This is a genomic window from Dechloromonas hankyongensis (genome assembly GCF_022012295.1).
GTDB lineage: Bacteria > Pseudomonadota > Gammaproteobacteria > Burkholderiales > Rhodocyclaceae > Azonexus > Azonexus hankyongensis.
The window spans coordinates 255,320-268,491 of sequence record NZ_JAKLTN010000001.1 but is presented as its reverse complement, the minus strand read 5'-3'; the positions used below and the strand labels follow the sequence as shown (position 1 = coordinate 268,491).

Annotated in this window: 14 protein-coding genes; 12 read left to right on the top strand and 2 right to left on the bottom strand. The window is 65.5% G+C overall.

Features of this window, described 5'->3' with window-relative positions; genetic code table 11:
* Nucleotides 1–5: 5 nt before the first annotated feature.
* From mdcC to LZ012_RS01265, 7 genes are read left to right on the top strand one after another with little or no spacing between them, the layout of a single operon-like run.
* Nucleotides 6–320, top strand: a complete 315-nt coding sequence (gene mdcC, locus LZ012_RS01295; RefSeq protein ID WP_275706723.1) for a malonate decarboxylase acyl carrier protein — start codon at nt 6–8, stop codon at nt 318–320.
* A complete protein-coding gene (locus tag LZ012_RS01290) occupies nt 317–1,219 on the top strand; it encodes a biotin-independent malonate decarboxylase subunit beta (RefSeq protein WP_275706721.1) in 903 nt (300 codons plus the stop codon). Before mdcC ends, LZ012_RS01290 begins: the two co-directional genes overlap by 4 nt.
* Nucleotides 1,216–1,923: a biotin-independent malonate decarboxylase subunit gamma gene (gene mdcE / locus LZ012_RS01285; protein WP_275706719.1), complete on the top strand. Its 708-nt coding sequence runs from the start codon at nt 1,216–1,218 to the stop codon at nt 1,921–1,923. Before LZ012_RS01290 ends, mdcE begins: the two co-directional genes overlap by 4 nt.
* A 4-nt stretch (nt 1,924–1,927) precedes the next feature.
* Entirely contained in the window at nt 1,928–2,596 is a 669-nt protein-coding gene (mdcG, locus tag LZ012_RS01280) for a malonate decarboxylase holo-[acyl-carrier-protein] synthase (protein ID WP_275706717.1), read from the top strand.
* A complete protein-coding gene (mdcB, locus tag LZ012_RS01275) occupies nt 2,589–3,476 on the top strand; it encodes a triphosphoribosyl-dephospho-CoA synthase MdcB (RefSeq protein WP_275706715.1) in 888 nt (295 codons plus the stop codon). The genes mdcG and mdcB overlap by 8 nt, the downstream gene beginning before the upstream one ends.
* Nucleotides 3,477–3,483: 7 nt before the next feature.
* Complete coding sequence (gene mdcH / locus LZ012_RS01270) at nt 3,484–4,398, top strand: malonate decarboxylase subunit epsilon (protein WP_275706713.1); 915 nt, start codon at nt 3,484–3,486, stop codon at nt 4,396–4,398.
* Between the two features lie 42 nt (nt 4,399–4,440).
* Nucleotides 4,441–5,247, top strand: a complete 807-nt coding sequence (locus tag LZ012_RS01265; protein WP_275706711.1) for a sulfite exporter TauE/SafE family protein — start codon at nt 4,441–4,443, stop codon at nt 5,245–5,247.
* Nucleotides 5,248–5,262: 15 nt separating this feature from the next.
* On the opposite strand, the gene LZ012_RS01260 is transcribed toward LZ012_RS01265, so the two are convergent.
* On the bottom strand, nt 5,263–6,039 hold the full coding sequence (locus tag LZ012_RS01260; protein ID WP_275706709.1) for an enoyl-CoA hydratase/isomerase family protein: 777 nt from the start codon (nt 6,037–6,039) through the stop codon (nt 5,263–5,265).
* Between the two features lie 119 nt (nt 6,040–6,158).
* Between LZ012_RS01260 and LZ012_RS01255 the strand changes: the two genes are divergently transcribed.
* The 4 genes from LZ012_RS01255 (at nt 6,159) to LZ012_RS01240 (ending at nt 10,059) form a co-directional block, all read left to right on the top strand.
* Nucleotides 6,159–6,479 (top strand): DUF485 domain-containing protein, encoded by a 321-nt coding sequence (locus LZ012_RS01255; RefSeq protein ID WP_275706707.1) that lies wholly within the window; start codon nt 6,159–6,161, stop codon nt 6,477–6,479.
* Nucleotides 6,479–8,152 carry a cation acetate symporter gene (locus LZ012_RS01250; protein ID WP_275706705.1) on the top strand — a complete coding sequence of 558 codons (1,674 nt, stop codon included), beginning with the start codon at nt 6,479–6,481 and terminating at the stop codon, nt 8,150–8,152. Before LZ012_RS01255 ends, LZ012_RS01250 begins: the two co-directional genes overlap by 1 nt.
* A gap of 127 nt (nt 8,153–8,279) precedes the next feature.
* The gene (locus tag LZ012_RS01245; RefSeq protein ID WP_275706703.1) at nt 8,280–8,798 is read left to right on the top strand and encodes a PAS domain-containing protein; all 519 of its coding nucleotides are present in this window, start codon (nt 8,280–8,282) and stop codon (nt 8,796–8,798) included.
* On the top strand, nt 8,773–10,059 hold the full coding sequence (locus tag LZ012_RS01240) for a methyl-accepting chemotaxis protein (protein ID WP_275706701.1): 1,287 nt from the start codon (nt 8,773–8,775) through the stop codon (nt 10,057–10,059). The genes LZ012_RS01245 and LZ012_RS01240 overlap by 26 nt, the downstream gene beginning before the upstream one ends.
* Before the next feature lie 122 nt (nt 10,060–10,181).
* On the opposite strand, the gene LZ012_RS01235 is transcribed toward LZ012_RS01240, so the two are convergent.
* A complete protein-coding gene (locus tag LZ012_RS01235) occupies nt 10,182–10,847 on the bottom strand; it encodes a GntR family transcriptional regulator (RefSeq protein WP_275706699.1) in 666 nt (221 codons plus the stop codon).
* Between the two features lie 172 nt (nt 10,848–11,019).
* Between LZ012_RS01235 and scpA the strand changes: the two genes are divergently transcribed.
* On the top strand, nt 11,020–13,170 hold the full coding sequence (gene scpA, locus LZ012_RS01230; RefSeq protein ID WP_275706697.1) for a methylmalonyl-CoA mutase: 2,151 nt from the start codon (nt 11,020–11,022) through the stop codon (nt 13,168–13,170).
* Nucleotides 13,171–13,172: the final 2 nt, after the last annotated feature.

Here is a 13,172-nt window from a genome sequence, read left to right as displayed (position 1 = left end):
CCGCCATGGAAACTCTTCAATTCCGTTTCGCTTCCCGACCGGGGGTCCGGCCTGCTGATCCCGCGCTATGCGGTGTGGTCGGCTCCGGCAACCTGGAAATCCTCGTCCAACCCGGCGCGCAAGCCGACCACTGCGAGGTGAACATCAAGACCTCGGCGCGCGGTTTCGCCACGACCTGGCAGGCCGTCATCGGCGACTTCGCTGCCAGCCACCCGGCCGGCGGGACCGCCATCGCCATCAACGACATGGGAGCGACGCCGGCCGTCGTCACGCTGCGCCTCGCCCAGGCGCTGGCCGAATACCAGGGAGGTGCCCGATGAGCCTGTCGCTTGCCAATCGCCATAGCTGGTTCGAGGCCACGGCCCGGGCCCGTATCGCCGGGCTGGTCGATGCCGGCAGCTTCGCCGAAATCCTGCCACCGGCCGCCTCGCAGCCCAGCCCGCACCTGGCACAGCTCGATTTGCCCGGCGCCTTCGACGACGGTGTCGTGATCGGCCGCGCCAAGCTCAGTGGTCAGCCAGTGCTGATTGCCGCCCAGGAAGGGCTGTTCATGGGCGGCGCCGTCGGCGAAATCCATGGCGCCAAGATCGTCGGCCTGCTACGTCGCGCCGTTGCTGAAAAGCCGGCCGCCGTGCTGTTCCTGATCGACTCTGGCGGCGTCCGTCTGCACGAGGCCAACGCCGGGCTGATCGCCATTTCCGAAATCATGCGCGCCGTGCTCGACGCCCGTGCTGCTGGCGTCCCGGTGCTCGCCCTGGTTGGCGGCAGCTGTGGCGCCTTTGGCGGCATGGGCATCGTCGCCAAGCTGTGCTCGGCGGTGATCATTTCCGAGGAAGGACGGCTGGCGCTGTCCGGTCCCGAAGTGATCGAAACGGTCGCCGGCGTTGAGGAATTCGACGCCAAGGACCGTGCCTTGGTCTGGCGTGTGACCGGCGGCAAGCATCGCTACCTGATGGGCGACTGCGCAGCGCTGGTCGACGACGACATCGCCGCCTTCCGCAACGGCACGATGGAATTCCTCGCTGCTTGGAGCGAGCCTGCCCCGGATGTCGCTACGCTGCGCGCTCGGCAACGGGTTCTGGAAAACCGCCTCGCCGCCCATGGCGCGCTGCGCGACGGCCTCGAGGTGTGGGCGGCGCTCGGCGTCGCCCGGCCGGAAAGCGTGCCGCTGCTCGACCGCGATAGCCTGGTCGCCCTCAAGGAAGGATTGCCGACATGAGCCTCAACGACATACTCGACGCGCTGTTTCCGGCCGGTCATACGGTCGCGGTTGCCGGCCAGGTGATTACCGGCGAAGCGCAGACCGCGCACGGCCCGGTCGCCGTGCTGGGCACCACCGACGCGGCGGCCATTGATCACGCCATGGCGCTGGCGCTGGCCGATTTCGTCCTCGACACCGTCGAGCAGCATCCCGGCCGGCCGCTGGTCTTTCTGGTCGACACCTGCGGCCAGGCCCTGTCGCGCAGCCAGGAACTGCTCTGCCTTAACGGCTCCCTGGCCCATCTTGCCAGTTGCGTCGACCTGGCGCGCCGCCAGGGACACGCCTCGCTCAGCCTGGTCACCGCCAACGCGGTCAGCGGCGGTTTCCTGTCGTTCGGGTTGATGGCCGACCGTGCCTATGCCCTGGCCGACGCCCAGGTCCGCGTCATGGACCTGCGCGCCATGGCGCGGGTGACCAAGATCGCCCACGAACGCCTGGTCGAACTGGCCGCCACCTCGCCGATCTTCGCGCCGGGTGCCGAGAGCTACGTGCGGATGGGCGGTATCGAGGCGATCTGGCCGGAACCGTCGGCGGCCCTGCTCGATGCGGCGCTCGTCGCCGCCCGGCAAGCTGCACCGGCGACCGACCGACGTATGGCGAGCGGGTTGGAGCGTGGCGGCCGCCTGCTGGCTGCCGGCATCATGCAAGCGGTCGGCGCCTAACACGATGCGCCGCCACGACCTCGTCTATCTCCAGCGCGATGCCGCGTTCGCGACGCCTTGTGCCGCACCGGGCGATGCGTCATGGCAGGCCGCGCGGGACTGGATTGCCGCTGGTCGGCCGCTGGTCGCCGCCCGCCAGCCGCCGGGCAGCGAGCGCCTGCATCTTGGCCTGAGTCTGCCGCTGACCCAGCAACGCAAAAGGCTGTCCATCGACGTCGAAGCCAAGGCCATCGCCCGCATCGAGCAGCCCTTGTCCGTCGCGCGCTGCTGCTCCCGGCTGCCCGCTGCTCAGGCCGCCGTGCTGACCCGCCTGGCTGAGCAAGCGACGGCCTGCGGTGCCGGCCTCGGCGTTTTCGGCTCGCTGGCCTGGGAGGTGCTGAGTGGCGAGGCTTACCGCCATGCCGATTCCGACATCGACCTGATCTGCGACGTGGCGACGGTGGAGCAGTTCGACACCATGCTCGCCGCGCTGCAACAGGCGGCCGGCGAACTGCCCTGCCGGCTGGACGGCGAATTGCGCTTTCCCGACGGTAATGCCGTCGCCTGGCGGGAAATGGCCGCCCAATACCGGCAGCCGTCGGCGCCGGTGCTGATCAAGGGGGAGCATGGCGTCGACCTGCAACCCGTGCAGGCCGTGCTCGCCGCCCTGGCGGAGGCGTGCTGCCATGCTTGAGCGCCGTCTCCCACGCTACCGGCCGGCGGCACCGGCCATCCCGGCCGACCAGGCCGCCGCCGAGCGTATCGGCCGGCTGGCCTTGCGCAGCCTGTATCGCGAAGTGGCGCTCGCTCCGAAGCCCGGCCTGGTCACGCCGGCCAGCCAGGGCAGCCATGGCGACATGGATTTCACGACCTTCCAGCGCAGCTTGCACTCCCTGCGCCCCTATTTCCCAGAGATCACCGTCTGCGGCCTGCGAGGTCCGGACTTCGCCACGCTGCAGAGCCTCGGCATCGCGGCGGAAGCCGAGATGCTGGCGGCGACCGGCGGCATCAACACCCATCGCGGCGCCATTTTCAATCTCGGCCTACTCTGCGCCGCCGCCGGCTGGCTGATCGCCGCCGGTGAAACGCCGGAAGCGGCGCGGGTCTGCCAGGTGGTCGCCGACAGCTGGGGAGACGACATTCGTGCCGGTCTGGCCAGCGTGCCGGCCACGGCGCCGCTCAGCCACGGCCTGGCCGTCGCCCGCCGCTACGGCAGCGGCGGTGCCCGGGCCGAAGCGGCGGCCGGCTTTCCGGCCGCGCGCGAGGTCGGTTTGCCGGCCTATCGTGCGGCGCTGGCCGCCACCGGCGATGAGGAACTGGCTGAAGTGCAGGCCTTGTTCGCGCTGATCGCCGAAGTCGACGATACCAACCTGCTGTGGCGCGGCGGCCCGGCCGGGCTGGCCCACGGGCGGCATGCCGCGGCGCAGTTCCTCGCCGCCGGCGGCGTGCTGTCCGATGACTGGCGGGCGCACGCCGCCGCCATCGACCGCGATTTCGTCGCCCGTCGCCTGAGTCCCGGCGGCAGCGCCGACCTGCTCGGCGTGACGCTCTTCCTGGCCGGACTAGGGGGGTAAGACAACCATGCGCCTCGCGCTCCTCTTCAGCGGCCAGGGCGGGCAAACGCCGGCTCACTGGCAGCAGGTGCGCGAGGGGGCCGACGGCGAGCTGGGCGCAGCGCTGGCCCGGGTGCTGCCCGCCTTCGCCGACCCGCTGTCCGCGCCGGCCCCGGAGCAACTGGCCACCAACAGAATTGCCCAGCCGCTGATCTTCGCCCAGCAGATGCTGCTTTGGGGCCGCTTGCAAAGCAGCCTGCCGAAGCCGATCTGCGCCGCCGGCTATTCGCTGGGTGAAATGGCGGCATGCAGCGCCGCCGGCGCCTTTGGCGCGGCCGAGGGCGTCGCCCTGTGTGCCGAGCGGGCGGCGGCGATGGATGGTGCGGCGCCCGGCGAACACGGCATGTTGGCCGTGCTCGGGCTAGACGATGAGCTGGTCTCGACGCTGGCCGCCGAAAACAGACTGGCCGTGGCCATCCGCAACGCGCCGCGCCACCTGGTGGTGGCCGGGCCGCGCGCCGGTATCGCCGCCGTGGTGCCGCGCTACGAGGCGGCCGGGGCGAGCCGCCTGGTCCATCTGGCGGTGCGCACGCCGTCGCACACTGCCTTGCTGACCGGGGCGGTGGCCGCTTTCAAACAGCGGCTGGACGTGCTGTCCGACCGCCGCCTGGCCTTTCCGGTGTTCAGCGCCATCGACGCCAGCGCGGCGCGGATGGCCCGTCCGGCGCTCGATGCGCTGGCCCGCCAGATCTGCACGCCGCTCGACTGGGCTGCCTGTCTGCAAGCGGTACGCGAGATGCAGCCCGACGCCGTGCTCGAAATCGGCCCCGGCAACGCGCTGGCACGCCTGTTCGGCGAACTGGCACCGGAGATTCCGGTCCGCGCCTGCGACGATTTCCGCAGCCCTGACGGCATCGTGCGCTGGCTCACCGCCGATAGCTGATAAAATTCAGCACTTGCTAATATTTAAGCCGTTCCCTCGCGCGTGATTCCCCTTGCAGCCATCGCGGCCTATTTGCTGACCGGCGCCGTCGCCGGTTTTTTTGCCGGCCTGCTCGGTGTCGGCGGCGGGGTCGTCGTGGTGCCGGTGCTGACCATGGTGTTCGCCGCGCAGGGCTTTCCTGCCAACGAGGTACTGCATCTGGCGCTCGGCACCTCGATGGCGACCATCCTGTTCACGTCGCTTTCCAGCCTGCGCGCCCATCATGCCCACCAAGCGGTACTGTGGCCGGTGATGCGCCGGCTGACGCCGGGCATCCTGGCCGGCACCCTGCTCGGCGCCCAACTCGCCGCCCGGATTTCGTCGCGCGCGCTGTCCATTTTCTTCGTTGCCTTCATGCTGATGGTCGCCTTCCAGATGGTCGCCAACCTGCGCCCGAAACCCACGCGCAGCCTGCCCGGTCGGGCCGGACTGGGCGTTGTCGGCGGATTGATCGGCGCCATCGCCAGCCTGGCCGCCATGGGTGGCGGGGCGCTGACCGTGCCCTACCTGATCTGGTGCAATGTGCGTCCGCATCAGGCGATCGGCACCTCGGCCGCGGTCGGCCTGCCCATCGCGCTGGGCGGCACCGTGGGCTATGTCTGGAACGGCTGGCCCCATCCCGAATTGCCGGCCGGCAGCCTGGGTTTTGTCTACCTGCCGGCGCTGGCCGTCATCCTGCTAGCCAGCGTGATGATGGCGCCGATGGGAGCGCGTCTGGCCCACCGTCTGCCGATCAAGGTCCTCAAGCGCATCTTTGCCGGCCTGTTGCTGCTGCTTTCCGCCAAGATGTTGTGGAGCCTGTACGGCTAAGGCCTTGCCCCGCGCTCAGCGCGCCTTGAAAACCGGTTTGCGCTTTTCGAGGAAGGCGGCCAGCCCCTCCTTGTAGTCCTCGGTGTCGAGGAAGGCGAAGGAGGCGGCTTTTTCGTCGTCAGTGAGCGGCCGGCCGTCGAGCAGGCGGGCGATCCACTGCTTGTGCCAGCCGGCAACCAGCGGTGCGCCGGCGCAGATGCGGCGGGCGGTGGCGTAGGCTTCGTCGGCGACCTGGGCATCGGCCACAACGCGGGTGAGCAGGCCTTTTTCGTAGGCTTCGCGGGCGTTCAGGATGCGCCCCTCGAGCAGGATTTCCTTGACCACCGCCGGCCCGACCAGGCGCAGCAGGCCTTCCATTTCGCCCGGGTACATCGAGAAGCCGAGGCGGTTGATCGGCGCGCCGAAACGCGAACTTTCGCCGGCGATGCGGAAATCGCAGACGCCGGCAATCTCCAGTCCGCCGCCGATGCAGGCGCCGCTGATCAGCGCCACGGTCGGGTGCGGGCAGTCGGCAATGGCGTTGAGCGCCTTGGCGACTTCGCCGTGGTAGTCCAGGGCCTGGGCCAGCGTGGCGCGGCCGGTGACGAATTCCTCGAGGTCGCCGCCGGCGGCGAAGGCCTGGTCGCCGGCGCCGCGCACGATGACGCAGCGGATGGCCGGGTCGGCGCTGAGTTGTCCGACTAGTGCCGACAACTGCTGCCACATGGCGCGATTGATGGCGTTCAGCTTGTCCGGGTTGTTCAGCGTCAGGGTGGCGATTTCGCCCTGCACGGCGAGGTCGATGTTGCTCATGTGCTTGCTTTCTTTCGGTTTAATACCAATTTTGTATGGCGTCGTTGTAGGTCTAATGTCTTCTATAAGATATAATTATGAATGCAGTTTGTACTAATTATTAATAAGGGAGATAAGCCATGAGCAGCGCGATGTATGAGCGGATGCGGGCAAATCCGAAGTTCCAGGACCTGGTTGCCCGCCGGGGGCGGTTCGCATGGACTTTGGCCTTCATTGTCTTGGCCATGTTCTATGGCTTCGTGATGGTGGTTGCCTTCAACCCGATGTCCCTGGGGCAAGCGATTGCCGAGGGGTCCAAATTGACGGTGGGGGTCGCCGTCGAACTATTCATGTTCATTTTCTTCTGGGTGCTGACCGCAGTCTACGTCAAGCGCGCCAACGGCGAATTCGATGCCTTGACGCAGGAAATCGTCAAGGAAGCCTGGAAGGAGAACAAATAATGAACCGTCTGACTCGCATCGCCTCGGTGGCCGGTCTTCTCGCCCTTGCCGCGACGGCCTTCGCCGGCGGTCCGCTCGAAGGCATCACCGAAAAGCAGGCCACCAACTGGCACGCCATCATCATGTTCTGCCTGTTCGTCGCCATGACCATGGGCATCACCTACTGGGCGGCTTCCCGCACCAAGTCGACGGCTGACTTCTACACCGCCGGCGGCGGCATCACCGGCTTCCAGAACGGTCTGGCGATTGCCGGCGACTACATGTCCGCCGCCACGCTGCTCGGCCTGACTGCCATGGTGTACACCCAGGGTTACGATGGCTACATCTACATGCTGTGCTTCTTCGCCGGCTGGCCGGTGATCCTGTTCCTGATGGCCGAACGCCTGCGCAACCTGGGCAAGTTCACCTTCTCGGACATCACCGCCTATCGCCTCGACCAGGGCAAGGTGCGCACCATGGCCGCGATCTCGTCGCTGACCGTGGTCTGCTTCTACCTGATCGCCCAGATGGTCGGCGCCGGCCAGCTGATCAAGCTGCTCTTCGGCCTCGACTACAACACGGCGATCTTCGCCGTCGGCATCCTGATGATGGTCTATGTCACCTTCGGCGGCATGGTCGCCACCACCTGGGTGCAGATCATCAAGGCCTGCATGCTGCTCTGCGGCGGCACGCTGGTCATGTTCCTGGCCTTCAGCGAGTTTGGCTTCTCCTTCAGCGCCCTGATGGAAAAGGCGACCAGCGTCCACAAACTGGGCGACAAGCTGATGTACCCGGGCGCCCTGCTCAAGGATCCGGTCACCGCCATTTCGCTCGGTCTCGGCCTGATGTTCGGCACCGCCGGCCTGCCGCACATCCTGATGCGCTTCTTCACCGTGACCGATGCCAAGGAAGCCCGCAAGTCGGTGCTCTACGCCTCCGGTTTCGTCGCCTACTTCTTCAATGTCATCTTCCTGATGGGCCTCGCCGGCATCCTGATCGTCGGCCAGAACCCGGAATTCTTCGAAGGCGGCACGGTCGGCGGCAAGCTGGTCGGCGGCGGCAACATGGTCGCCATGCACCTGGCCAAGGCAGTCGGCGGCAACATGCTGCTCGGTTTCCTGGCGGCCGTGGCCTTCGCCACCATCCTGGCCGTCGTTTCCGGCTTGGCACTGGCCGGCGCCTCGGCGATCTCGCATGACATCTACGCCCGCGTCATCATGAAGGGCCAGGCGTCCGAAGCCAGCGAAATCCGCGTCTCCAAGATCGCCACCATCTGCCTCGGCGCCGTGGCCATCGTGCTCGGCATCCTGTTCGAAAAGCAGAACATCGCCTTCATGGTCGGCCTGGCCTTCGGCGTGGCGGCTGCCGCCAACTTCCCGGTGCTCATCCTGTCCATGTACTGGAAGGGCCTGACGACGCGCGGTGCGCTGTGCGGCGGCTACGGCGGCCTGGTTTCCGCCGTGCTCTTCGTGCTGTTCTCGAAGTCGGTGTGGGTCGATGTGCTGGGCAACGCTGCCCCGCTGTTCCCGTACACCCAGCCGGCGCTGTTCGCCATGCCGATCGCCTTCCTGCTCGCCTACATCTTCTCGAAGACCGATTCCAGCGTCCGTGCCGGACAGGAAATCGAAGCCTACGAAGACCAGTATGTGCGTGCCCAGACCGGGTACGGCGCGGCATCGGCCAGTAATCACTAAAAAGTCTGACGCAAGCAGACCAAACCCCGGCAGCCAAAACTGCCGGGGTTTTTCTTTGTCTACCTTCCGTGCCACCGGTTTGCAAAAGTAACATTTGTGTTAAATTTGTAAATACAAGGAGACATTAATGAAAAGAGCGATTCAGCCGACCCAGGTTGAACGGAAAATGCGTGAAGACGACTTCATCGTTTCCAAAACCGACCCCAAAGGCATCATCACTTACGGCAATCCGATCTTCATCGAGTTTTCCGGCTATTCGGAAGAAGAATTGCTCGGCGTCCAGCACAACATCATCCGCCATCCGGACATGCCGCGTTCGGCCTTCAAACTGGCGTGGGATACCATACAGTCGGGGAAGGAGTTCTTCGCCTATGTCAAGAACATGTCCAAGGACGGCGGCTTCTACTGGGTATTCACCCATATCTCGCCCGACTTCGATGCCAGCGGGAAAATCGTCGGCTACACCTCGGTGCGGCGCTGCCCGCGTGCGGGAGCGGTAGCCAAGATCGAACCGGTCTATCGGGCGATGCTCGAAGCGGAAAGGGCGGCCGGCGCACGTACGGCGATCGAGGCCGGCACCGCGGTGCTGGTCGATATCATGAACCAGACCGGAATGGGCTATGAAGAACTCATCTTTTCACTTTAAGCGCCAGTGGCTGGTGGCGGTCCTGCTGCTGGTCGCGGCAGGGCTGGCCTTCGTCTCCCCGTGGGCGGTGGCCGGTGTGCTGGCCGGCGCGCTGCTCGTCCTGTTGTGGCCCGGTTCGGCAGCCAGTAGCGACCTCGGCAAGCTCGACGCCCTGCTGAAAAAGGTGGTCGGTGGAGAATTGGTCGCCCGCTTGCCGCATGCCATGGCCGACCCGACGCTGGAGTCGATCCGGGTCAATGTCAATTCGGTGCTCGACCAGACCGAGACGGCTTTTCGCGAAATCCTCGGCGCCCTCGAAGCCTCGTCGGCCGGGCGTTCGGGGCGTCGCCTGCAGTTGCCCGGCCTGCATGGCACCTTCCGTAACGTGCTCGAGCAGATGCAGGTCATCCTCGACCGCCTCGAAGGCGCCCAGGAATCGATCGCCCGCGAAGCCCTGCTATCGCGCATCTTCCTGCGCTCCGAGCGCGGCCTGTCGATGGCGATCGAGCACGTCAAGAACGCGCTGGGTGACGTCGGCGGCAATTCCCGAAGCTCGCAGCAATTGGCCGGCCATTTTGGGCAGTCGGCGACCGGGATGTCCAGTGCCGCCGAGCGCATGTCCGACGCCTTGGGCGGCGCGCAGCAGGCAGCCGAGGGCGGCGTCGTGGCGCTCGACGATCTGAATGCCAAGGCGGCAGACATCCAGTTGCTCACCGCGCGCATTGACGGGGTCGCCAAACAGACCAATCTGCTCGCCCTCAATGCGGCCATCGAAGCGGCGCGGGCGGGCGAGGCCGGGCGCGGTTTCGCCATCGTCGCTGACGAGGTGCGCAAGCTGGCTGATCAGGCGCAGGGCTCGGCCGAGGAAATCTCTGCGGCAATATCGGCCATGGCGGCGGCGATGCAGTCGGCCACGCAGCAGATTGGCCATTTGAAGCACTCGGTTGCCGAGGCGCGGCAAACGGCCCATGAATTCAGTGGCGAACTAGCCAGTTCGGCCGATCGGGCCAATCAGGTCTGCGAACTGGCGACGACTATAGAAAGCGGCGCCGGGTCGATGGAGTCGTCGATGCGCCTGGTTGCCACGGCGCAGAAGGCGCGTGCCGATGCGACGGCCATCCTGCATGGTGAGGTGATCAACGTGGACTCCTTGTCCGGGATGGAACAGGAAGTCGTGAAAATCGCCCGCTCGCGCAAATGGATCAAGGGCAGCGCCGACCGCGAGGCCCTGGTCTCGATCTACGACAGCCTGTTTGCCAACATCGAGAGCCAGATGCGCTAGCTTGGTGCTGCGCAACGTTGGTCAGCTAAAGGAACCCCCTCGCAATGGGGGCCTTGTCGCTATGCCGCCGGGCGCCGCACGCTGGATAATTGCATCACGACCAGAGTGCCCGGCGTGGTGTCTCAGGCTGCTTTGGCCGTCTTGGCGTCCATCCGGGCTAGCGCTTCGCGTCCCGACAACAGGTGGTCGTGCATCAGTTTCTCGGCCTTGGCGGCGTCGTTGGCAGCCAGCGACGCCATGATCAGGCGGTGCTCGTCGAGCGACTGCTGCAGCCGTCCCTCGAGGGACAGCGAGTGCAGGCGGGACAGCTTCAGAACCTTGCGCAAATCCTGAATGACCGACAGCAACCAGCGGTTGCCGGACAATTCCTGGATTCGCTTGTGGAATTCCTGATTGGCTTCAAAGAAAGCATCGATCCGGCCGTCGCGGGCAGCTGCCTCGAGGCGGCCATGAATGTCCTGCAGGCCGGCGATGTCGGCAGCCTTGGCATTGCGCACCGCCTCGGCGGCGCAGCGGCCTTCGAGCATCGCCATCAGCGGGAAGATGTCGTCGAGGTCCTGCCGGGAAATTTCGGTGACGTAGCAGCCGCGGCGTGGGCGCAGTTCGACCAGTCCTTCCGAGGCCAGCACTTTGAGGGCTTCGCGCAGCGGCGTACGCGAAATGCCGTACTCTTCGGCGAGCTTCTGCTCGTCGATCCAGGTGCCGGGAGTGAGTTCGTGGGCGAAGATGCGCTGGCGCAGTCGTTCGGCAACTTCCTGGTACAGCGCGGTGGGTGCGATACGGTTCATGATTTAGAGGTGTGGTCTCGGCGGGGCAAGATCAGTGCTTAGCTGACTTGCTTCCATAATTATGGATACAGTATTATGTGCGCCTTGGTATGTCAAGCTAGGTCCAAAAGCGTAGAATTTTGAATTCTGCATCATCGGCCTGAAAAAATCGAATTGTCGAGGGGTGTGCGTCATGTCTGAAAAGTTCTTTGATTCCAATAACCTGGATGCCTGGGAAAAGGCAGCCGCCAAGCAGTCTCCGGGCGGCGACGTCAATAATCTGGTGTGGAACACCCCCGAGGGGCTGGCCGTCAAGGCGCTGTATACGAAGAAGGACACCGAAAACCTCGAGTTCGCCGATACCCTGCCCGGCGTTGCGCCCTTCCTGCGCGGTCCGCAGCCGACCATGTATGCCGTCAAGCCTTGGACCATCCGCCAGTATGCCGGGTTCTCCACCGCCGAGGCTTCCAACGCCTTCTACCGCAAGGCGCTGGCTGCCGGCGGCCAGGGCGTGTCGGTCGCCTTCGACCTGGCAACGCACCGCGGCTACGACTCCGATAACGCCCGCGTCACCGGTGACGTCGGCAAGGCCGGCGTGGCGATCGACTCGGTCGAGGACATGAAGATCCTGTTCGACGGCATTCCGCTCGACAAGATTTCCGTGTCGATGACCATGAACGGCGCCGTGCTGCCCATCCTCGCCGGCTACATCGTCGCCGCCGAGGAGCAGGGCGTGGCGCAGCCCCAGCTGTCGGGCACCATCCAGAACGACATCCTCAAAGAGTTCATGGTGCGGAATACCTATATCTATCCGCCCAAGCCGTCGATGAAGATCATCGCCGACATCTTCGCCTACACGGCGCAGAACATGCCGAAGTTCAACTCGATCTCGATTTCGGGTTACCACATCCAGGAAGCCGGCGCCAACCAGGCGATCGAACTGGCCTTCACGCTGGCCGACGGCATGGAATACGTGCGCACCGGCATTGCCTCGGGTATGGACGTCGATACCTTCGCCGGCCGCCTGTCCTTCTTCTGGGCGGTGGGCATGAACTTCTACCTCGAAATCGCCAAGATGCGCGCCGCCCGTCTGCTCTGGCACCGCATCATGTCCGGCTTCAACGCCAAGAGCCCGAAGTCGATGATGCTGCGTACGCACAGCCAGACCTCCGGCTGGTCGCTGACCGAGCAGGACCCGTACAACAACGTCGTGCGCACCACCATCGAGGCGATGGCGGCGGTCTTCGGCGGCACCCAGTCGCTGCACACCAACGCGCTCGACGAAGCCATCGCGCTGCCGACCGAGTTCTCGGCCCGTATCGCCCGCAACACCCAGCTGATCATCCAGGAAGAAACCCACATCACCAACGTGATCGACCCGTGGGCCGGTTCCTACATGATGGAAAAGCTGACCCAGGACATGGCCGACAAGGCCTGGGGGATCATCCAGGAAATCGAAGCGATGGGCGGCATGACCAAGGCCGTCGAATCGGGCTGGGCCAAGATGCAGGTCGAAACCTGCGCCGCCGACAAGCAGGCGCGCATCGACTCGGGCAAGGACGTCATCGTCGGCGTCAACAAGTACAAGCTGGCCAAGGAAGACGCGATCGACATCCTCGATATCGACAACCACGCCGTGCGCGACGCCCAGGTCGCCCGCCTCAAGCAGATTCGCGCCACCCGCGACAGCGCGGCGGTCAATGCTGCGCTGGACGCCCTGACCAAGGCCGCCGAAAGCGGCGAAGGCAACCTGCTCGACCTGACCGTCAAGGCCATCCGCCTGCGCGCCACGGTCGGCGAGGTGTCGGATGCCATGGAAAAGGTGTTTGGCCGTTTCCGTGCCAACAACCAGACCATTTCCGGCGTCTATGGTGGCGTCGTCGAAGGTCAGGAAAGCTGGGAACAGATCAAGGCAGATGTCGCCAAATTCGCCGAAGAAGAAGGCCGCCGTCCGCGCATCATGATCGCCAAGCTCGGCCAGGACGGCCACGACCGCGGTGCCAAGGTTGTCGCCACCGCTTACGCCGACCTCGGCTTCGATATCGACATGGGGCCGCTGTTCCAGACCCCGGAAGAAGCCGCCCGCCAGGCCGTCGAGAACGACGTGCATGCCATCGGTTGCTCGTCGCTGGCCGCCGGTCACAAGACCCTGGTGCCGCAGATCATCCAGTCGCTGAAGGCGCAAGGCGCCGACGACATCATCGTCTTTGCCGGTGGCGTCATCCCTGCACAGGACTACGATGCACTCTATGCAGCCGGTGCCAAGGCCATTTTCGGCCCGGGCACCCGCATCGAGGATTCGGCCAAGCGCGTGCTGGAAGAGATCCGCAAGGCCCGCGCCTAAGC

Coding starts and splice junctions, on each gene's coding strand:
- mdcC (WP_275706723.1), top strand. CDS start 6: ATGGAAACTCTTCAATTCCGTTTCGCTTCCCGACCGGGGGTCCGGCCT.
- LZ012_RS01290 (WP_275706721.1), top strand. CDS start 317: ATGAGCCTGTCGCTTGCCAATCGCCATAGCTGGTTCGAGGCCACGGCC.
- mdcE (WP_275706719.1), top strand. CDS start 1,216: ATGAGCCTCAACGACATACTCGACGCGCTGTTTCCGGCCGGTCATACG.
- mdcG (WP_275706717.1), top strand. CDS start 1,928: ATGCGCCGCCACGACCTCGTCTATCTCCAGCGCGATGCCGCGTTCGCG.
- mdcB (WP_275706715.1), top strand. CDS start 2,589: ATGCTTGAGCGCCGTCTCCCACGCTACCGGCCGGCGGCACCGGCCATC.
- mdcH (WP_275706713.1), top strand. CDS start 3,484: ATGCGCCTCGCGCTCCTCTTCAGCGGCCAGGGCGGGCAAACGCCGGCT.
- LZ012_RS01260 (WP_275706709.1), bottom strand. CDS start 6,039: ATGAGCAACATCGACCTCGCCGTGCAGGGCGAAATCGCCACCCTGACG.
- LZ012_RS01255 (WP_275706707.1), top strand. CDS start 6,159: ATGAGCAGCGCGATGTATGAGCGGATGCGGGCAAATCCGAAGTTCCAG.
- LZ012_RS01250 (WP_275706705.1), top strand. CDS start 6,479: ATGAACCGTCTGACTCGCATCGCCTCGGTGGCCGGTCTTCTCGCCCTT.
- LZ012_RS01245 (WP_275706703.1), top strand. CDS start 8,280: ATGAAAAGAGCGATTCAGCCGACCCAGGTTGAACGGAAAATGCGTGAA.
- LZ012_RS01240 (WP_275706701.1), top strand. CDS start 8,773: ATGAAGAACTCATCTTTTCACTTTAAGCGCCAGTGGCTGGTGGCGGTC.
- LZ012_RS01235 (WP_275706699.1), bottom strand. CDS start 10,847: ATGAACCGTATCGCACCCACCGCGCTGTACCAGGAAGTTGCCGAACGA.
- scpA (WP_275706697.1), top strand. CDS start 11,020: ATGTCTGAAAAGTTCTTTGATTCCAATAACCTGGATGCCTGGGAAAAG.